This is a genomic window from Geobacillus sp. GHH01 (assembly GCF_000336445.1).
Taxonomy (GTDB): Bacteria; Bacillota; Bacilli; order Bacillales; family Anoxybacillaceae; genus Geobacillus; species Geobacillus zalihae.
Genome location: NC_020210.1, coordinates 1,160,023 through 1,179,008 on the forward strand (window position 1 = coordinate 1,160,023; position 18,986 = coordinate 1,179,008).

Sequence of the window (18,986 nt, forward strand, 5' to 3'; positions counted from 1 at the left end):
CCGAGGTGATGGGTGATGAATATACGGGCAACTCGCGTTGGCGAGCAAATGAAAAAAGAGTTGAGCGACATCATCAGCCGCAGGCTGAAAGACCCGCGCATCGGCTTTGTCACGGTGACCGATGTGCGGGTCACCGGTGATTTGCAGCAGGCGAAAGTGTACATCAGCATCCTTGGCGATGACAAGCAGCGGGAAGAGACGTTGAAGGCGCTCGAGAAAGCGAAAGGGTTTATCCGTTCGGAAATCGGGCAGCGCATCCGCCTTCGCAAGACGCCGGAAATTTTCTTTGAAATCGATGAAACGATGGAATACGGCAGCCGCATCGAACAGCTGATCCGGCAAATTTCAAGCGATGACCACCCGGCGAAAGAGGCGGATGGGGAGCCGAACAATGGATAGACGAACCGTCTATCCATTTCCATTCATGATCATGGAAACGGAAAGGGTGCGTCGATGGACGGGGTATTGCTGCTGAATAAACCGAAAGGGATGACGTCTCACGACTGCGTGGCCAAAGTGCGCCGTCTGCTTGGCGTAAAAAAAGCGGGACACACCGGCACGCTTGACCCAAACGTGTCCGGTGTGCTGCCCATTTGCCTTGGCAAGGCGACGCGCATCGCCGAGTTTTTGACCGGGACGACGAAAACGTATGAAGGAAAAGTGACGCTTGGCGCCGCGACGACAACCGAAGATGCGGACGGCGACATCATCGCCGCCCGTCCGGTTGACCGGCCGATTGCGCGCGCGGAAATCGAAGCGGTGTTTGACAGCTTGACCGGAGAAATTGAGCAAACGCCGCCGATGTACTCCGCGGTGAAAGTGGGCGGCAAAAAACTGTATGAATACGCGCGCGCCGGCATCGAAGTCGAACGTCCGACGCGGCGCGTGACCATTTATGAGCTCGAACTGCTTGATGAACGTGAACAATTCTTTGGGGAAACGGTGTCATTTCGCTTTCGCGTCACGTGCAGCAAAGGCACGTACGTGCGTACGCTGGCGGTGATGATCGGCGAGCGGCTCGGCTATCCGGCGCATATGTCCGACCTCATCCGTACGGCGTCCGGGCCGTTTCGGCTTGAAGATTGCGTAACGTTTGAAGACGTTGAGCGCCGGGCGGCCGACGGGACGGCTGATGCCTTGCTCATCCCGATCGAGCGGGCGCTTTTTCATTTGCCGAAATATGAAATCAATGATAAAGTAGCAGAGAAGGTAAAAAACGGGGCGCTGCTCCGGCTTCCCGCTTTTTTAGAGAAGCTTGACGGGCCGGTCGTGCTTGTTTCGCCCGAGCGGGAAGCGCTGGCCCTGTACGTGAAGCATCCGGCGCGCCCCGGCTTGATGAAACCGCTCAAAGTGTTTCGTTAACGCCGCGGGTGCAGCGCGGAAATAAAGAAGGTAGGTCATGGACATGGAAACGCTGTTTCTTTCGCATCCCCACCGTCTCGAACGCCAGGCGCTCCCTCCGACGGTGATGGCGCTGGGCTATTTCGACGGCATCCACCTCGGCCATCAAAAAGTGATCCGTACCGCGGTCGAGATCGCCAACGAGCGTGGGTACGAAAGCGCGGTGATGACGTTTCATCCTCATCCGTTCGTTGTGCTTGGCAAACAGTCCGAGCTGCGCTCGATCACGCCGCTTGGCAAAAAGGAGCAGCTGATTGCATCACTTGGCGTCAACCGGCTGTACATCGTTGAATTTACGCCGACGTTTGCTGCGCTGTCGCCAGAAGCGTTCGTTGACCAATATTTGGACGGGTTGCACGTGAAACATGTCGTCGCCGGCTTCGATTTCACTTATGGGCGGTTCGGAAAAGGAACGATGGAGACGATGCCGATTCATGCGCGCGGCCGCTTTGGACAGACGGTCATTCCGAAGCTCGCGGTCGACGGGGAAAAAGTGAGCTCGTCCCGGGTGCGGAAACTGCTCGAAGACGGGGCGGTCGAACAGCTTCCCCGCCTGCTCGGCCGCTTTTATGAGCTTGAAGGAACGGTCGTTGCCGGGGAACGGCGCGGGCGGATGATCGGCTTTCCAACGGCGAACATCGCTTTAAACAGCGATTATGCCTTGCCGGCAGTCGGCGTCTATGCAGTCAAGGCGGTGATCGGCGGGCAAGTATATGAAGGGGTGGCGAACGTCGGCTACAAACCGACGTTCCATAAAACGCGCGAAGGATTGCCGAATATTGAGGTGCACTTATTCGAGTTTTCCGGCGATCTTTATGGACAAACGATGACCATTGAGTGGCACCGCCGTCTGCGGAGCGAGCAGAAGTTTACCAGTGTCGATGAACTGACGGCGCAAATCGCCCGCGACAAGAAAGAGGCGGAGCAGTATTTCCGCTGTTTCAGCGAAAAGACTTGCATTTTGCCGGAAAAAGAGGTATTCTAATCAATGTATGCGAACCATTGCTTGGCTAGGCGAGTCACCGACGCCCGCTCGGCAATCGGGGATCTAGGACTAGGGAGGTGAACAAGGATGGCATTGACGCAGGAGCGCAAACGCGAAATCATCGAGCAGTTTAAAATCCATGAGAACGACACCGGTTCTCCGGAAGTGCAAGTTGCGATCCTGACGGAGCAAATCAACAACTTGAACGAGCATTTGCGCATTCATAAAAAAGACCATCATTCACGGCGCGGCTTGCTGAAAATGGTCGGGAAGCGCCGCAACTTATTGGCCTACTTGCGCAAGAAAGATGTGGCGCGCTACCGTGAATTGATTGAGAAACTTGGATTACGTCGATAAAAAAGCGGGAGCATTCCCGCTTTTTTGCTAGTTTATAGGCGTGATTGACACGGCGATGATAACAATGGTGCCAATTCGTCTATACTAATCATCAGCGGATCTATAATTTCATCTGTACATAGAGAGGAGTACTCGTCTGTATGGAACAAGAGAAACGCGTGTTTTCCATCGATGTGGCCGGGCGGCCGCTCATCATTGAGACCGGCGAGCTGGCGAAACAGGCGAATGGCGCGGCGCTCGTCCGCTACGGCGATACGGTCGTGTTGAGCACAGCCACCGCGTCGCGAGAGGCGAAAAACGTTGACTTTTTCCCGCTCACCGTCAACTACGAGGAACGGTTGTATGCGGTTGGAAAAATTCCTGGCGGGTTTATTAAGCGCGAAGGTCGCCCGAGCGAGAAAGCCATTTTGGTGAGCCGTCTCATCGACCGACCGATTCGCCCGCTGTTTGCCGAAGGATTCCGCAACGAAGTGCAAGTCGTCTCGATGGTCATGAGCGTTGATCAAGACTGCGCGCCGGAAGTAGCGGCCTTAATCGGTTCGTCGGTGGCGCTGACGATTTCCGACATTCCGTTTGAAGGGCCGATCGCCGGTGTCATCGTCGGCCGCGTCGACGGCCAGTTTGTCATCAATCCGACGGTCGAGCAAATGGAAAAAAGCGATCTGCATCTTGTCGTCGCCGGCACAAAAGATGCGATCAACATGGTGGAAGCCGGGGCAGATGAGGTGCCGGAAGAAGTGATTTTGGAAGCGATCATGTTCGGCCATGAGGAAGTGAAGCGGCTCATCGCCTTCCAAGAGGAAATCGCCGCCCAAGTCGGCAAAGAAAAAATGGAAGTCGTCCTTTACGAGCCGGATCCAGCGCTGGAGGCGGAAATCCGCCAGCTTGCTGAAGCGGACATTAAGCGAGCGGTGCAAGTGCCGGAGAAACTGGCGCGCGATGCTGCCATTGAAGATGTGAAAGCTGGCGTCATCGCCAAATATGAGGCGGAAGAAGCGGATGAGGAGAAGCTCAAGCAAGTACAGGAAATTTTGCATAAACTCGTAAAAGAGGAAGTGCGCCGTTTGATCACGGTCGAGAAAATCCGTCCGGACGGGCGCAAAGTCGATGAAATCCGTCCGCTTTCATCGGCGGTCGGCGTCCTGCCGCGCACGCACGGCTCCGGTTTGTTTACGCGCGGGCAGACGCAAGTGTTGAGCATTTGTACGCTTGGGGCGCTTGGCGACGTGCAAATTTTGGACGGGCTTGACCTTGAAGAATCGAAGCGGTTTATGCACCATTACAACTTCCCGCCGTTTTCCGTCGGGGAAACCGGGCCGATGCGCGGGCCGGGGCGTCGTGAAATCGGACACGGGGCGCTTGGCGAACGGGCGCTCGAGCCGGTCGTGCCGTCGGAGCGCGAATTCCCGTATACGATCCGCCTCGTTTCAGAAGTGCTTGAGTCGAACGGCTCGACATCGCAGGCCAGCATTTGCGCCAGCACGCTGGCGATGATGGATGCTGGGGTGCCGATTAAAGCACCGGTCGCCGGCATTGCCATGGGGCTTGTGAAAAACGACGACCATTACACGATTTTGACGGACATTCAAGGCATCGAAGACCATCTTGGCGATATGGACTTTAAAGTCGCCGGCACGAGAAAAGGCGTGACGGCATTGCAAATGGACATTAAAATAAAAGGATTGACGCGCGAGATTTTGGAAGAGGCGCTCATGCAAGCGCGCAAAGGGCGGCTCGAGATTTTGGATCATATGATGCAAACGCTCAGCGAACCGCGCAAAGAGCTGTCCAAATATGCACCGAAAATTTTGATCATGCACATCAACCCGGACAAAATCCGGGAGGTGATCGGACCAAGCGGCAAGCAGATCAACAAAATCATCGACGAAACCGGCGTCAAAATCGACATCGAACAAGACGGCACGATTTTCATCTCGTCTGTGGATGAAGCAGCCAACCAAAAAGCGAAGCAAATCATCGAAGACATCGTCCGTGAAGTCGAAGTCGGCCAAGTGTACTTAGGCAAAGTGAAACGGATTGAAAAATTCGGCGCCTTCGTTGAGTTGTTCAACGGCAAAGACGGGCTTGTCCATATTTCCGAGCTCGCTGAAGGGCGGGTCGGCAAAGTCGAAGACGTCGTTTCGATTGGCGATGAAATTTTAGTGAAAGTAACGGAAATCGATAAGCAAGGGCGCGTCAACCTGTCGCGCAAAGCGGTGTTGCGCGATGCCCGCAACATTGGAGGGGAACTGCCGCGGGAATCTAGGGAAAAACGAGGAAGACGGCCGGAGCGCCATCGCATGAAGCCTTAGGAATTTGTTTCTTAAGGCTCTTTTGTTATGTTCTATCCTGTCCCCCTAAGACATATGTTGTAGTAGTAAAAAAGGAGGGGGACAAGGGTGAACAACGGAATTGCCCGCTATATGGCGCTAGCGGTCATGTTTCTTGCCGCCTGGGCGGCGGTTCATTGGCCTCCGGTTGGCGATTACATCGCGAGCTGGCGTCCGATGGAAACAACCGCGATGAAAGAGCGCGACAAGCTGTACGACACGATCGTCAAACAAGCGAAGCAATATGAAATTCCCGCCCAAGATGCGGTCATCGATAAAGTATGGAAGGCGACGCCCGGCTACAACGGGCTCGCCGTCGACATTGACGCCTCCTATCAAAACATGAAGAAAACGGGGATGTTTGATGAGCGAAAACTCGTGTTCCGTCAAGTGCCCCCGCGCGTCCATTTGGACGATTTGCCGCCGGCGCCGATTTACCGCGGCCATCCTGACAAGCCGATGGTGGCGTTTGCGGTCAATGTCGCTTGGGGGGAAGAATACCTCCCCGACATGCTTGAGACGATGAAAAAATACAATGTCAAGGCGACGTTCTTCTTGGAAGGACGATGGGTAAAAAAACACCCGGAGATGGCAAAAATGATAGCAGACGCCGGCCATGAAATCGGCAACCATTCCTACAGCCATCCCGATATGAAAACGCTCGCTGTCGATGACATCCGCCGCGAGCTCGAGAAAACAAACGAAGTGATTAAGGCGGCGACATCGGTGAAATGCAAATGGTTTGCCCCGCCAAGCGGCAGCTACCGCGACGAGGTCGTCGAGGTCGCCGCGGAACTCGGCATGAAAACGATTCTATGGAGCGTCGATACAATTGATTGGCAAAAACCGTCGCCATCTGTTATAGTGAAACGGGTGACATCGAAAGTTCATCCTGGCGCCATCATTTTGATGCACCCAACGATGCCGACGGCGGCTGCACTTGACGAGCTGATCACCTCGATTAAGCAAAAAGGCTACGCCCTAGGCAGCTTGACGGCCTTATTCGATGAGAAAAGACTGGCAAACAAACAGGAGGAACATGGAGTTGATTAACAAATATACGTGCAAAAACGGTGTGCGAATCGTGCTCGAGCAAATTCCGACTGTAAGGTCGGTGGCCATCGGCATATGGATCGGGACCGGCTCGCGCAATGAAACGGAGCAAACCAATGGCATTTCCCATTTTTTAGAGCATATGTTTTTCAAGGGGACAACGACGCGCACGGCCCGGGACATTGCGGAAGCATTCGACAGCATCGGCGGGCAAGTAAACGCCTTTACATCGAAGGAGTATACGTGTTACTACGCCAAAGTGTTGGATGAACACGCGCCGCTGGCGCTTGAAATGCTCGCCGATATGTTTTTCCACTCGACATTTGTGGAGGATGAGCTGCAAAAGGAGCGCAACGTCGTGCTCGAGGAAATCAAAATGTATGAAGATACACCGGATGACATCGTCCACGATTTGCTCGGCAAAGCGTGCTATGCGGGTCATCCGCTCGGCTATCCGATTTTGGGCACGGAAGAGACGCTGCGCACGTTTACTGGCGACACGCTGCGCCAATATATGGCGGACTACTATACACCGGATCGCGTCGTCATTTCGGTCGCCGGCAACGTCGACGAACGGTTTATTGATGAGGTTGAGCGCTATTTCGGCTCGTTCGCCGCAGAGAGCAAGCCGCCTTCTTCAGGGACGCCGGCGTTTGTGCCGCAAAAGATCGCGCGCAAAAAGGACACTGAGCAGGCGCACGTATGCATCGGATTCAACGGGTTGCCGATCGGCCATCCGGACGCGTACCCGCTCCTCATCTTGAACAATATTTTAGGCGGCAGCATGAGCAGCCGGCTGTTTCAGGAAGTGCGCGAACAGCGCGGATTGGCGTATTCGGTGTTCTCGTACCATTCCGCCTACCAAGACAGCGGCCTGCTCGCCATTTACGCCGGCACAGGAAGCAGCCAGCTTGATGTGCTGTTCGAAACGATCCAGCAGACCATTCGCCAGCTGAAGGAGGACGGAGTGACCGAAAAAGAGTTGCATAACAGCAAAGAGCAGATGAAAGGAAGCCTGATGCTTGGGCTCGAGAGCACGAACAGCCGGATGAGCCGCAACGGCAAAAATGAACTCCTTCTCGGCCGCCACCGCTCGCTTGATGAGATCATTGAAGAGATTGAAAGTGTCACGGTGGAAAAAGTAAACGAACTGGCGCGCACGGTTTTCACGGACGATTACGCGCTCGCCTTAATCAGCCCGGACGGCGTGCTGCCGCGCCCGCTCCGTTCATAGACCGAGCTCAAAAAAGCTAACGACCTTTCGCTAGGTTGTTAGCTTTTTCGTTTCCGCCTCTTTCACCCTTCCTCGGGGACGTCGATCATCACCATATCGGCGCCGATTTTGCGAATATATTTCCACGGCACGCGAATTTCCTGTCCGTCTTTGCGAAACCCGAACCATTTTCCCGTTGGGATGAGCAGCGCCTCGATCTGCCCCGTTTGCTCGTTGATTTCCAAATCGGTCTGCCCGAGCACCCCGAGCCGCTCGGCTCGGCTTACATCGACAATTTCTTTTCCGCTTAATTCGCTCAGCCTCATGCTGGTTTCCTCCTTTTTCGCTTCTTTACTTTATATGTAAGGAACAAAAACAGAAAAAATGACTGCCTCTTGTCAGCTTTGGGCGCATATCGCCCATTTTTTCCTGCAAGGATATTCACCTATATTTTCCCTCCAACATAAGATGGGAAAGGAAACGGAGCAGTTTGCCAGAAAAGAAGGTGAGCGTACAACATGATGCTGACAGGAATGCATATCGCCATCATCGGCGGCGATGCTAGGCAGCTTGAAGTCATCCGCAAACTCGTTGAACTCGACGCGAAGTTGTCGCTTGTCGGCTTCGACCAGCTCGCCCATCATTTCACCGGGGCGATGAAGCTGCCGATTGGCGAAGTCGATTTTGCCGATTTGGATGCGATCATTTTGCCGGTTCACGGCACGACGCTGGACGGAAACGTCAACAGCGTGTTTGCCCACGAACCGATTCCGTTTACAGAAGAGATGGTGCAAAAAACGGCGCGGCAATGCACGATTTATTCCGGCATCAGCAACGCGTATTTGGACGAATTGGTGAAAAAAACAGGGCGCAAGCACGTGCAGTTGTTTGAGCGCGACGATGTCGCCATTTACAACTCCATTCCGACCGCGGAAGGCACGGTGATGATGGTCATTCAGCATACGGATTTTACGATCCACGGCTCATGCGTTGCCGTCTTGGGGCTTGGACGCGTTGGCATGACCGTCGCCCGGACGTTCGCCGCGTTGGGGGCGAAAGTGAAAGTCGGGGCGCGCCGGTCGGAGCATCTCGCCCGCATTACAGAAATGGGGCTCGTGCCGTTTCACTTAAACGATTTGGAAAAAGAAGTGCGTGACATTGACGTCTGCATCAACACCGTGCCTCATCTCATCGTGACGGCGAGCGTCATCGCCAAAATGCCGCCCCATACGCTGATTATCGATTTGGCGTCAAAACCGGGCGGCACTGACTTCCGCTATGCCGAAAAACGCGGAGTGAAAGCCATTTTGGCGCCCGGGCTGCCGGGGATCGTCGCGCCGAAGACAGCTGGGCAAATCATCGCCAACGTCTTGGCGCAGCTGTTATATGCAGATTTACAAAAACGGGAGGAGAATCATGCATGAGCGGAAACAGCTTGAAAGGAAAACGGATCGGCTTTGGCCTCACCGGGTCGCATTGCACATATGATGCGGTGTTCCCGGAGATCGAGAAGCTTGTCAACGAAGGAGCGGAGGTGCTGCCGATCGTCACCTATACGGTGAAAACGACGAACACCCGCTTCGGGGAAGGGGAAGAATGGGTGAAAAAACTGGAGCAACTGACCGGAAACGAGGTGATCGATACGATCGTCAAAGCAGAACCTCTCGGACCGAAAATCCCGCTCGACTGCATGGTGATCGCCCCGCTCACCGGCAACTCGATGAGCAAGCTGGCCAATGCCATGACGGATTCCCCCGTGCTGATGGCAGCGAAAGCGACGATGCGCAACCACCGCCCGGTCGTGCTTGGCATCTCCACGAACGATGCGCTCGGCTTAAACGGCGTCAATCTAATGCGGCTTATGGCAGCAAAAAACATTTATTTCATCCCGTTCGGCCAAGACGCCCCGCAGGCGAAGCCGAACTCCATGGTCGCCTACATGCCGCTTTTGCGCGATACGATTCTCGCCGCGCTTGAAGGGAAGCAGCTGCAGCCGGTCATTATCGAGCGGTTCCGCTACAACTGAATCAAAAATCAATGTTCCGCATAAAAATGTTCTCTCGTCCACAGCGGAATGTGATAAAATAAAGACTATGAATTCACTTCTTAGAGTGACGATGTGGAAGGAGAATGGTTGATGGCTCAAAAACAATATCATGTCGCTGTCGTCGGAGCAACGGGGGCAGTTGGGCAGCAAATGGTGCGGACGCTTGAAGACCGGAACTTCCCGGTTGGAAAATTGACTTTGTTGTCATCGGAGCGGTCAGCCGGCAAAAAAATGCGCTTTCGCAGCGAGGAGATCGAAGTGCAGGCGGCATCGCCCGAGCGCTTTAACGGGGTCGACATCGCCTTGTTCAGCGCCGGCGGCGCCGTATCGAAAGCGCTGGCGCCGGAAGCGGTGCGGCGCGGGGCGATCGTGATCGACAATACGAGCGCGTTTCGGATGGAGGAAAACGTGCCGCTTGTCGTTCCGGAAGTGAACGAAAGCGATTTGACGTGGCATAACGGCATTATCGCCAATCCGAACTGCTCGACGATTCAAATGGTCGTGGCGTTGGAGCCGATTCGAAAAGCGTTTGGCTTAGAGCGCGTCATCGTCTCGACGTACCAGGCCGTCTCCGGGGCGGGAGCGCAGGCCATTGAAGAGCTCAACGAGCAGACGAAAGCCGTGCTCGAAGGCAAGCCGGTTGAGGCGAACATTTTGCCAGTGAAATCGGACCGGAAGCATTACCCAATTGCGTTCAACGCCATTCCGCAAATCGATAAGTTTCAAGACAATGGATTCACGTTTGAAGAGATGAAAATGATCAATGAAACAAAAAAAATCATGCATATGCCTGAGCTGAAAGTGGCGGCGACGTGCGTGCGCATTCCGGTGGCGAGCGGCCATTCGGAATCGGTGTACATCGAAATTGAACAAGACGGCGTCACCGCCTCTGACTTGCAGGCGGTGCTCCGCGAAGCGCCGGGCGTCGTGCTTCAAGATGATCCGAGCGAACAGTTGTATCCGATGCCGGCCCATTGCGTCGGCAAGTACGACGTGTTTGTCGGCCGCATCCGCCGCGATTTGGACAACCGCCGCGGCTTCCATCTATGGATTGTCGCTGACAACTTGCTAAAAGGTGCAGCCTCGAACTCGGTGCAAATCGCAGAAAGTTTGTTGAAGCTCGGGCTCATTTGAAAAAGCATCGAGGTGTTAGCATGAAACTCATTGTTCAAAAGTTCGGCGGCACGTCCGTCCGCGACGAGCGCGGGCGGAACTTGGCGCGCCGCCATATTGAACGGGCGTTGGAAGATGGCTATAAAGTCGTGGCCGTCGTATCGGCTATGGGACGTTGCGGCGATCCATATGCGACCGATACGCTGCTTAGTTTGATCGGCGGCGTTCATCACCATGTCACAAAACGAGAGCAAGATATGCTTATGGCGTGCGGAGAAATCATCTCAAGCGTTGTGTTCAGCAACTTGTTGAACGAACACGGCATCAAAGCGACGGCGTTCACCGGCGCCCAGGCAGGATTTTGCACGAACAGCGATCATACGAACGCGAAAATTCTCGAAATGCGCTGCGACCGCCTCCTTGAGGCGCTTCGGCAATACGACGTCGTCGTTGTCGCCGGCTTTCAAGGCATGGCGGAAAACGGCGACATAACAACGCTCGGCCGCGGCGGGAGCGACACGTCGGCGGCAGCGCTCGGCGCGGCGTTAAACGCGGAGTGGGTTGATATTTTCACCGATGTCGACGGCGTCATGACCGCCGACCCGCGCATCGTTGAGAGCGCCCGGCCGCTTGACGTCGTGACGTATACGGAAATTTGCAACATGGCGTACCAAGGGGCGAAAGTGATCCATCCGCGCGCGGTGGAGATCGCCATGCAGGCGAAAGTGCCGCTGCGCATTCGCTCGACGTACTCCGATGCCCCCGGGACGCTCGTCACTTCATCGGTGCGCGGCCGAAAAGGAAGCGATGTGAAAGAGCGGCTTGTCACCGGCATTACGTACGTCGCCGACGTCACACAAATCAAAGTGCTGGCGAAAGAAGGCCACTATGAGCTGCAGTCTGACGTGTTTCAAGCGATGGCCCATGAAGGGATCAGCGTGGACTTTATCAACATTTCCCCGTACGGTGTTGTGTACACCGTGAGCGGCGACATGACGGAAAAAGCGGTGGCCGCCCTGCGCCGCATCGGCTACGAACCGGCCGTGACGCCCCGATGCGCCAAAGTGTCGGTCGTCGGCGCCGGCATTGCCGGCGTACCGGGGGTGACGGCGAAAATCGTCACTGCCTTGTCGGAGCAAGGCATTCAAATTTTGCAGTCCGCCGACAGCCATACGACGATTTGGGTGCTAGTGAAGCAAGACGATATGGAAAAGGCGGTCAACGCTCTGCATGACGCCTTCTGTTTATCCGAGGCGGATGCGGGCGAAGATGAAGCGATTTGGAGCGAGGAGTGAAAACCGTGGTTCAGTTCGGGAACATCATAACGGCGATGGTTACGCCATTTGACCGAAAAGGGAATCTCGACTTGGCAAAAACAACGGAGCTTGTCAACTATTTGCTTGACAATGGCACAGATGCGCTCGTTGTCGCCGGCACGACCGGCGAGTCGCCGACGTTGACGACCGAGGAAAAAATCGCGCTTTTTCGCCATGTCGTCTCCGTCGTCAACGGCCGGGCGCCGGTCATTGCTGGAACGGGCACGAACGATACGCGCGCGTCGATCGAGCTGACGAAAAAGGCGGAAGAGGCGGGCGTCGATGCTGTCATGCTTGTGGCGCCGTATTACAACAAGCCGAACCAAGAAGGGCTGTATCAACATTTCAAAGCGATTGCCGAAAGCACATCGCTGCCGGTGATGCTGTATAACGTTCCAGGGCGCACGTCGGTGAGTCTTGCTCCGGAGACGGTCATCCGGCTGTCCGAAGTTCCGAACATTGTCGCTGTCAAGGAAGCGGGCGGCAATTTGGACGCCATGGCGGAAATCATTGAGCGTACGCCGGACGACTTTTTGCTCTACAGCGGCGACGACAGCTTGACGCTTCCAGTGCTAGCGATCGGCGGCAATGGCGTCGTCTCGGTCGCTTCGCACATCATTGGCAATGAAATGCAGGAAATGATTCGTTCCTTTTTAGCGGGCGATCATCAGAAGGCGGCGGCGCTGCATCGAAAATGGCTGCCGCTCATGAAAGGCTTGTTTGCCGCCCCAAGCCCGGTGCCGGTGAAAACGGCGCTGCAGCTGCGCGGGCTGGACGTTGGTTCGGTGCGCCTTCCGCTTGTGCCGCTTGCCGAACAAGAGCGGAAGGAGCTAAGCCGCCTGCTCGATGCGCTGTCGTAACGAAACGATTCCCCAACGCTTTGCTTGCGCGTTGGGGCCTTTTTTTGCCTTGGCTGTGAAATCCATTGGCTGGTGAATGAACCATCTTGTGTTTTTCAGCATCGATTCGTTATAATAAAAGCAAGTGACTTTGAGCGGGTTAGCATCACAATTGGGAGGACGCAGCCTTGAAATCGAAAATAAAGCCGGTAGAGAAAATACGCATTTTTGCCCTTGGGGGAGTCGGAGAAATCGGCAAAAACATGTATGTTGTCGAATTGGACGAGGACATTTTTGTCATCGACGCCGGGGTGATGTTTCCGGAAGACGAAATGCTCGGCATCGACAAAGTGATCCCGGACATCACCTATTTGATTGAACGGCAGCATCGCATTCAGGCCATTTTTCTCACCCACGGGCACGAGGAGCATATGGGGGCGATCGCCTACGTGCTCAAGCAGCTGTCTGTGCCGGTATACGGAACGAAGCTGACGCTCGGGTTGGCGGAGGCGCTGTTAAAAGAACAAGGGGTGTCGGGCGCAAAGCTCAATGAAGTTCATCCGGATGCGGAGCTCGTGTTTGACAAGGCGAAAGTGACGTTTTTCCGCACGATCCACAGCATCCCCGATTCGATCGGCATCAGTCTGCATACATCGCAAGGTGCGATCGTGTACACGAGCGATTTTAAATTTGACCAAACCCCGTACGGCAACAACCGCACCGACTTAGGGAAAATGGCGCAAATCGGCGAAGAAGGGGTGCTGTGTCTTTTGTCGGACAGCACAAACGCCGAACGCCCCGGCTACAGCGGCTCCGATACGGTAGTCGCCTATGAGATCGCTGACGTGATCGGCCATGCGAAAGGACGCGTGTTTGTTGCCTGCTACGCTTCCAACATCACCCGCATCCAGCAAGTGCTGTACGCCGCCCGCCAATCCGGGCGTAAAGTGGCAGTCATCGGCAAAACGCTGCATAAAGTAATGGACATCGCCGTGCGCCTTGGCTATTTGCACGTTCCAGACAAGGTGACGATTTCTGCGCACGATATCGATCGCTACCATGACCGCGAGCTCGTCATTTTGACAACCGGCGGGCATGGCGAGCCGATGAGCGCGCTTTGGCGCATGGCGCGTCAAGCGAACAAACAAGTGAACATCAAAGAAGGGGATACCGTCATCGTCGCCGCATCCGTCATGCCGGGCTATGAGCTTGGGTTCGCGAAAACGATCGACGCCTTGTATCGGGCCGGCGCCAACGTGATTTACCGCGACCGGCAAGTGCACGTATCTGGGCACGGTTGCCAAGAAGAATTAAAGTTGATGCTCAATTTAATGAAGCCAAAATACTTTATTCCGGTGCATGGGGAATATCGGATGCAAAAAGCGCACGCCCGGTTGGCGAAGGCGGTCGGCATCTCGGAGGAGCGGACGTTTTTAATCGACAAAGGCGAAGTGATCGAGTTCCGCGGCGGTGCCGCCCGCCCCGGCGGCAAAGTGCCGTACGGCAACATTTTAATTGATGGCCTCGGCATTGGCGATGTCGGCAACATTGTGTTGCGTGACCGCCGCTTATTGTCCCAGGACGGCATTTTGATCGCCGTCGTCACGCTGAATAAAGAAGCGAAAACGATCGCCGCGGGGCCGGAAATCATCTCGCGCGGATTCGTCTACATGCGTGAGTCGGAGACGCTGCTCGAAGAGGCCGAACAAATGGTGGCGGAGATCATCAAACATTGCCTGGAATCATACATGCTCGAATGGTCGTCGTTGAAAGCGAACATCCGTGAAGCGTTAAGCCAGTTTTTATTTGAAAAAACGAAGCGCAGACCCATGATTTTGCCTATTATTATGGAAGTATAATGCAATCATGCTCAAAGTCAACTGGAAAATGCCGGAAACGGTCAGTCGTTGCCGGCATTTTTCTTTTTTCTTTCGGCCATACTAAGCGTATGATCGACAAGAAAGGAGACGAAATGGATGGAGAAGGAACGTTATTTTCAAGCGGAAACCGAGGGCGAACAGCCGGAAACAAAGGCCGAGGAAGCGACTGCGGCCATCACCCAGCTTGGGCAGACGAACGTCCCGCAAATGGATCCCGATACGAACATTCATTGTTTGACGATCGTCGGACAGATTGAAGGGCATATTCAGCTGCCTCCGCAAAATAAGGCGACGAAATACGAGCACGTCATTCCACAGATTGTGGCCATCGAGCAAAACCCGAAAATTGAAGGGCTACTCGTCATTTTAAATACGGTCGGCGGCGATGTGGAAGCAGGGCTCGCCATTGCCGAAATGCTCGCCTCGCTCTCGAAACCGACTGTTTCCGTTGTGCTTGGCGGCGGCCATTCGATCGGCGTGCCGATCGCTGTGTCGTGCAACTATTCGTTCATCACCGAGACGGCGACGATGACGATTCATCCGATCCGTTTGACGGGGCTTGTCATCGGCGTGCCGCAGACGTTTGAGTACTTGGATAAAATGCAGGAGCGCGTCGTCCGCTTCGTGACGAAACATTCGAAGATCAGCGAGGAAAAGTTTAAAGAGCTCATGTTTTCCAAAGGCAATTTGACGCGCGACATCGGCACGAACGTCGTTGGGCCTGACGCCGTTCGGTACGGGCTCATCGATGAAGTCGGGGGCGTGTCCCAAGCGATGGCGAAGCTGCGCGAGCTGATCGCGATGAGGAAAAACGGGGAAGGGAAGATGATCCAATGATTTTGTATACGATCATGCCCGAACATTTGATTTTTCCGGTCGATGCCGCTGTTTATGAGAAGCGGAAAATGGTGTATTACGATGGCATTCCGTTTCTCGTCCAATCTGTCGAAACGGGAGAATATGAAATCGTACAAAACTTAAGCACGAATCCGTTCCATTTTTTAAACGCCAAATATGCGCCTGGGGCGCGATTTCCGGCTTCTCTGGCAACATCGTAATGAATTGTTCAGCCGTTCATGATATAATAGTAAACAAACGGAAAAAAGCAGCCATTGTTGGCTGCTTTTTTCCGGCTTGCCAATTCATTCATGCTGGAGTGAACGATCATGGCGAAACGAAAGCGAAGAAGAAAAGGGAAACCGTCAAAAACACAGCCATGGACGGAAACCATCCGCTTTGAATTGATCGGACTTGGCTTGCTCGCGGTCGCTGTCGTTGCGATGGCCCGCCTCGGGCTTGTCGGGGAGACGCTCGTGCTTGTGGGCCGCTTTTTTTTCGGCGAATGGTACATGCTATTAGTAGGCGGACTTTTCCTATTATCGCTCATCGTCATGTGGCGGCGGGAGTGGCCGTCATGGACGGGCCGCCCGTTTGTCGGCGCTTCGTCCATCGCCGCGGCGCTTCTGCTTTTGAGCCATGACAAGCTGTTTGAACTCATGTCGCGGCGCGGCGAGCTTGATCCGAGCATCATTCGGACGACGTGGGGGCTGTTTTGGAACGAAGCAAGCGGCAAGGCGGCCGATGTGGATTTAGGGGGCGGAATGGTCGGCGCCCTGTTATTTGCCGCCAGCTACCAGCTGTTCGATTCGCCCGGGACGAAATGGATTTGTTTCCTTCTGTTCATCGTCGGCTTTGTCGTGCTGACCGGGAAATCGCTGCGCGAGACGGCCGGCAAATGGGTTGCTTTTGCCGCAGCGTTTGTGCGAAAAGAATGGTTGGCGTTTGTCGAAGATATCAAGCAATGGCGGGCGGGGAGGAAGCGCAAGGAAAGCGGCGGCCGAAGCCGACGCTCGCGGCGGGCGGCCGCAAAGCGGGAAGACGAGCCGGCTGAAGCAAGCAGCGTCGAGCCGGATGAGGAATTGCTTTCCCCGCCGCCGATCATTTCCGATTTTGCCGCAGTCCGGTCGGCCGCTGAGCCGGAAGAAGAGAAGAATCCACTGGTGGAAGGCGACAGTGGGGGGGAGGAGGACAAACCGGCGCCGCCGCTTGCGTTTTCCGAGCATGAAAACACCAATTACGACCTGCCGCCGCTTGATTTGCTTCGCCTGCCGAAGCCGGCCGGGCAATCGGCCGATCATGCGAACATTTACGCCAACGCGCGAAAACTGGAGAAAACGTTCCAAAGCTTCGGCGTCAAGGCGAAAGTGACGCAAGTGCACCTCGGTCCGGCGGTGACGAAATATGAAGTGTATCCGGACGTCGGGGTGAAAGTGAGCAAAATTGTCAGCTTAAGCGACGATTTGGCGCTCGCTTTGGCGGCGAAAGACATCCGCATTGAAGCACCGATCCCCGGCAAGTCCGCGATCGGCATCGAAGTGCCAAATGAAGAGATCGCCACTGTTTCGCTGCGCGAAGTGCTGGAAGCCATTGAGCATACACGGGACAAGGCGAAGCTTTTGATTCCGCTTGGGCGCGACATCTCCGGTGAAGTCGTCGCTGCAGAACTAAACAAAATGCCGCATTTGTTGATCGCCGGCGCGACCGGCAGCGGCAAAAGCGTCTGCATCAACGGCATTATCGTCAGCCTGCTCATGCGCACGAAGCCGCATGAGGTGAAGCTGATGATGATCGATCCGAAAATGGTGGAGTTAAGTGTGTACAACGGTGTTCCTCATTTGTTGACACCGGTCGTCACCGACGCGAAAAAAGCGGCCCAGGCGCTGAAAAAAGTCGTCCAAGAAATGGAGCGGCGCTACGAGCTGTTCTCGCATACCGGCACGCGCAACATTGAAGGATATAACGAGCATATCCGCCACCATAACGAAACGGCGTCGGAACAGCAGCCGCTTTTGCCATACATCGTCGTGATCATCGACGAATTGGCCGACTTGATGATGGTGGCTTCCTCGGATGTGGAAGAGGCGATCACCCGTTTGGCGCAAATGGCGCGCGCCGCTGGCATCCATTTGATCATCGCCACCCAGCGCCCGTCGGTGGACGTCATCACCGGCGTCATCAAAGCGAACATTCCGTCGCGCATCGCCTTCAGTGTATCATCGCAAATCGACTCGCGCACCATTTTGGATATGGGCGGGGCGGAAAAACTGCTCGGCCGCGGCGATATGCTGTTTTTGCCGATGGGGGCCTCAAAACCAGTGCGCGTCCAAGGGGCGTTTGTCTCCGACCAAGAGGTGGAAGACGTCGTTCGGTTTGTCATCGGACAGCAGCAGGCGCAATATTATGAGGAGATGTTCGTCGAAGACAGCGAACCCTCTTCCTCAGCCCTTGAAGACGAGTTGTACGATGAGGCGGTCCGTCTTGTCGTTGAAATGCAAAGCGCCTCCGTCTCGATGCTGCAACGCCGCTTCCGCATCGGTTACAATCGCGCCGCTCGGCTCATTGATGCCATGGAGGAGCGCGGCGTCGTCGGCCCGTATGAAGGAAGCAAGCCGCGCGCTGTTCTTTGGTCGAAGGAAGATTTAAAAAAGACATCATAAATGAAAAAAAAGGGCGGGCGAAAAAAGCCTGCCCGCTCAATCATACATCTTATTGGAAGCGTTGCTAATCCTATTTCTTTTTCTTCGACAAAATTTGATATCACCTATTTATTTGCCCAGTAAAAAATGATATAGTAATCTCAAAAAGGTTATATGTCTAATGTCAGAGGTCTGATCTTAACGCAAATGCGTAACACGGAGGACGTTGTCATGTCAATCAAATCAGACAGCCGCCACCTTTACTTGCAAGTGATTGATCGCATCAAGCGCGATATTGAAACGGGAGTGTACAAAGAAAAGCAAAAACTGCCGTCCGAGTTTGAACTCGCCAAACAGCTTGGCGTCAGCCGGGCGACATTGAGGGAAGCGCTCAGGGTGCTTGAAGAAGAAAACATTATCATCCGCCGCCACGGCGTCGGAACGTTTGTCAACGCCCGTCCGCTGTTTACGTCCGGCATCGAGCAGCTCTCAAGCGTCACGGATATGATTCGTCAAGCGGGGCGCAAGCCAGGAACGATTTTTTTGTCTTCCTCCATCCAACAGCCGACGGAAGACGATATGCGCCGTTTCCAATGCCGGCCGGACGAGAATTTGCTGCTCATCGAGCGGGTGCGCACCGCTGATGGAGAGCCGGTCGTTTATTGCTTGGATAAAATTTTATGCAAATATTTGCCCAAAGGGATCTCTTATGAGCAAGAGTCGTTGTTTGAAAACTTGCACAACCAAACGCATCGCGACATCGCCTATGCGGTCGCGCGCATCGTGCCGCTCGGCTATCATGAAAAAGTGTCGCCGATTTTGCAATGCGACCCGGAAACGGCGCTGCTTGTGCTCAAGCAAATGCATTTCGATAAAAACGATGAGCCGATTTTTTATTCCGTCAACTACTTCCGCTCCGACAAGTTCAGCTTCCATGTCATGCGGAAGCGGTTCAGCTTTTAAGGGGGTGAAAAGG

General features: G+C 54.7%; 18 protein-coding genes. 17 read left to right on the forward strand and 1 reads right to left on the reverse strand.

The window, feature by feature from the left end; all coding sequences use genetic code 11:
- The first annotated feature begins 15 nt into the window (after window positions 1-15).
- The 7 genes from rbfA (at window position 16) to GHH_RS05920 (ending at window position 7,360) form a co-directional block, all read left to right on the forward strand.
- Window positions 16-399 (forward strand): 30S ribosome-binding factor RbfA, encoded by a 384-nt coding sequence (gene rbfA, locus GHH_RS05890; protein ID WP_015374432.1) that lies wholly within the window; start codon window positions 16-18, stop codon window positions 397-399.
- Window positions 400-453: 54 nt separating this feature from the next.
- The gene (truB, locus tag GHH_RS05895) at window positions 454-1,362 is read left to right on the forward strand and encodes a tRNA pseudouridine(55) synthase TruB (protein ID WP_013523418.1); all 909 of its coding nucleotides are present in this window, start codon (window positions 454-456) and stop codon (window positions 1,360-1,362) included.
- 43 nt (window positions 1,363-1,405) lie between these two features.
- A complete protein-coding gene (ribF, locus tag GHH_RS05900; RefSeq protein ID WP_033006431.1) occupies window positions 1,406-2,386 on the forward strand; it encodes a bifunctional riboflavin kinase/FAD synthetase in 981 nt (326 codons plus the stop codon).
- An 87-nt stretch (window positions 2,387-2,473) separates the two neighbouring features.
- Complete coding sequence (gene rpsO / locus GHH_RS05905; RefSeq protein WP_011230768.1) at window positions 2,474-2,743, forward strand: 30S ribosomal protein S15; 270 nt, start codon at window positions 2,474-2,476, stop codon at window positions 2,741-2,743.
- 140 nt (window positions 2,744-2,883) lie between these two features.
- On the forward strand, window positions 2,884-5,055 hold the full coding sequence (gene pnp / locus GHH_RS05910) for a polyribonucleotide nucleotidyltransferase (RefSeq protein WP_015374434.1): 2,172 nt from the start codon (window positions 2,884-2,886) through the stop codon (window positions 5,053-5,055).
- A gap of 87 nt (window positions 5,056-5,142) precedes the next feature.
- Window positions 5,143-6,126, forward strand: a complete 984-nt coding sequence (locus tag GHH_RS05915) for a polysaccharide deacetylase family protein (protein ID WP_015374435.1) — start codon at window positions 5,143-5,145, stop codon at window positions 6,124-6,126.
- Window positions 6,113-7,360: a pitrilysin family protein gene (locus GHH_RS05920; RefSeq protein WP_013145723.1), complete on the forward strand. Its 1,248-nt coding sequence runs from the start codon at window positions 6,113-6,115 to the stop codon at window positions 7,358-7,360. The genes GHH_RS05915 and GHH_RS05920 overlap by 14 nt, the downstream gene beginning before the upstream one ends.
- Before the next feature lie 62 nt (window positions 7,361-7,422).
- On the opposite strand, the gene GHH_RS05925 is transcribed toward GHH_RS05920, so the two are convergent.
- A complete protein-coding gene (locus GHH_RS05925; protein ID WP_011230772.1) occupies window positions 7,423-7,665 on the reverse strand; it encodes a YlmC/YmxH family sporulation protein in 243 nt (80 codons plus the stop codon).
- Window positions 7,666-7,857: 192 nt separating this feature from the next.
- On the opposite strand from GHH_RS05925, the gene dpaA reads away from it, so the two are divergent.
- The 10 genes from dpaA to GHH_RS05975 all read left to right on the forward strand — a co-directional run bounded on the left by dpaA (window position 7,858) and on the right by GHH_RS05975 (window position 18,973).
- Window positions 7,858-8,763 (forward strand): dipicolinic acid synthetase subunit A, encoded by a 906-nt coding sequence (gene dpaA, locus GHH_RS05930; RefSeq protein WP_013145722.1) that lies wholly within the window; start codon window positions 7,858-7,860, stop codon window positions 8,761-8,763.
- Window positions 8,760-9,365, forward strand: a complete 606-nt coding sequence (locus tag GHH_RS05935; protein ID WP_013145721.1) for a dipicolinate synthase subunit B — start codon at window positions 8,760-8,762, stop codon at window positions 9,363-9,365. Before dpaA ends, GHH_RS05935 begins: the two co-directional genes overlap by 4 nt.
- A 111-nt stretch (window positions 9,366-9,476) precedes the next feature.
- Window positions 9,477-10,520 (forward strand): aspartate-semialdehyde dehydrogenase, encoded by a 1,044-nt coding sequence (asd, locus tag GHH_RS05940; protein ID WP_015374436.1) that lies wholly within the window; start codon window positions 9,477-9,479, stop codon window positions 10,518-10,520.
- Window positions 10,521-10,540: 20 nt separating this feature from the next.
- Window positions 10,541-11,794 (forward strand): aspartate kinase, encoded by a 1,254-nt coding sequence (dapG, locus tag GHH_RS05945; RefSeq protein WP_011230776.1) that lies wholly within the window; start codon window positions 10,541-10,543, stop codon window positions 11,792-11,794.
- 5 nt (window positions 11,795-11,799) lie between these two features.
- Window positions 11,800-12,675, forward strand: coding sequence for a 4-hydroxy-tetrahydrodipicolinate synthase (gene dapA / locus GHH_RS05950; RefSeq protein ID WP_015374437.1), 876 nt, complete (start codon window positions 11,800-11,802; stop codon window positions 12,673-12,675).
- A gap of 167 nt (window positions 12,676-12,842) precedes the next feature.
- Window positions 12,843-14,513 (forward strand): ribonuclease J, encoded by a 1,671-nt coding sequence (locus GHH_RS05955; RefSeq protein WP_015374438.1) that lies wholly within the window; start codon window positions 12,843-12,845, stop codon window positions 14,511-14,513.
- 117 nt (window positions 14,514-14,630) lie between these two features.
- Window positions 14,631-15,371 (forward strand): ClpP family protease, encoded by a 741-nt coding sequence (locus GHH_RS05960; RefSeq protein ID WP_015374439.1) that lies wholly within the window; start codon window positions 14,631-14,633, stop codon window positions 15,369-15,371.
- Window positions 15,368-15,592 carry a YlzJ-like family protein gene (locus GHH_RS05965; RefSeq protein ID WP_013145716.1) on the forward strand — a complete coding sequence of 75 codons (225 nt, stop codon included), beginning with the start codon at window positions 15,368-15,370 and terminating at the stop codon, window positions 15,590-15,592. Before GHH_RS05960 ends, GHH_RS05965 begins: the two co-directional genes overlap by 4 nt.
- Before the next feature lie 108 nt (window positions 15,593-15,700).
- Window positions 15,701-18,031 carry a DNA translocase FtsK gene (locus tag GHH_RS05970; RefSeq protein WP_015374440.1) on the forward strand — a complete coding sequence of 777 codons (2,331 nt, stop codon included), beginning with the start codon at window positions 15,701-15,703 and terminating at the stop codon, window positions 18,029-18,031.
- Between the two features lie 210 nt (window positions 18,032-18,241).
- Entirely contained in the window at window positions 18,242-18,973 is a 732-nt protein-coding gene (locus GHH_RS05975; protein WP_011230782.1) for a GntR family transcriptional regulator, read from the forward strand.
- Window positions 18,974-18,986: the final 13 nt, after the last annotated feature.

Excerpts from the sequence above, each read along its gene's own strand:
- GHH_RS05920 (WP_013145723.1), top strand. The coding sequence starts at position 6,113 with ATGGAGTTGATTAACAAATATACGTGCAAAAACGGTGTGCGAATCGTG.
- dpaA (WP_013145722.1), top strand. The coding sequence starts at position 7,858 with ATGATGCTGACAGGAATGCATATCGCCATCATCGGCGGCGATGCTAGG.
- pnp (WP_015374434.1), top strand. The coding sequence starts at position 2,884 with ATGGAACAAGAGAAACGCGTGTTTTCCATCGATGTGGCCGGGCGGCCG.
- rpsO (WP_011230768.1), top strand. The coding sequence starts at position 2,474 with ATGGCATTGACGCAGGAGCGCAAACGCGAAATCATCGAGCAGTTTAAA.
- GHH_RS05975 (WP_011230782.1), top strand. The coding sequence starts at position 18,242 with ATGTCAATCAAATCAGACAGCCGCCACCTTTACTTGCAAGTGATTGAT.
- GHH_RS05970 (WP_015374440.1), top strand. The coding sequence starts at position 15,701 with ATGGCGAAACGAAAGCGAAGAAGAAAAGGGAAACCGTCAAAAACACAG.
- GHH_RS05965 (WP_013145716.1), top strand. The coding sequence starts at position 15,368 with ATGATTTTGTATACGATCATGCCCGAACATTTGATTTTTCCGGTCGAT.
- GHH_RS05935 (WP_013145721.1), top strand. The coding sequence starts at position 8,760 with ATGAGCGGAAACAGCTTGAAAGGAAAACGGATCGGCTTTGGCCTCACC.
- asd (WP_015374436.1), top strand. The coding sequence starts at position 9,477 with ATGGCTCAAAAACAATATCATGTCGCTGTCGTCGGAGCAACGGGGGCA.
- GHH_RS05960 (WP_015374439.1), top strand. The coding sequence starts at position 14,631 with ATGGAGAAGGAACGTTATTTTCAAGCGGAAACCGAGGGCGAACAGCCG.
- GHH_RS05925 (WP_011230772.1), bottom strand. The coding sequence starts at position 7,665 with ATGAGGCTGAGCGAATTAAGCGGAAAAGAAATTGTCGATGTAAGCCGA.
- rbfA (WP_015374432.1), top strand. The coding sequence starts at position 16 with ATGAATATACGGGCAACTCGCGTTGGCGAGCAAATGAAAAAAGAGTTG.
- truB (WP_013523418.1), top strand. The coding sequence starts at position 454 with ATGGACGGGGTATTGCTGCTGAATAAACCGAAAGGGATGACGTCTCAC.
- dapG (WP_011230776.1), top strand. The coding sequence starts at position 10,541 with ATGAAACTCATTGTTCAAAAGTTCGGCGGCACGTCCGTCCGCGACGAG.
- ribF (WP_033006431.1), top strand. The coding sequence starts at position 1,406 with ATGGAAACGCTGTTTCTTTCGCATCCCCACCGTCTCGAACGCCAGGCG.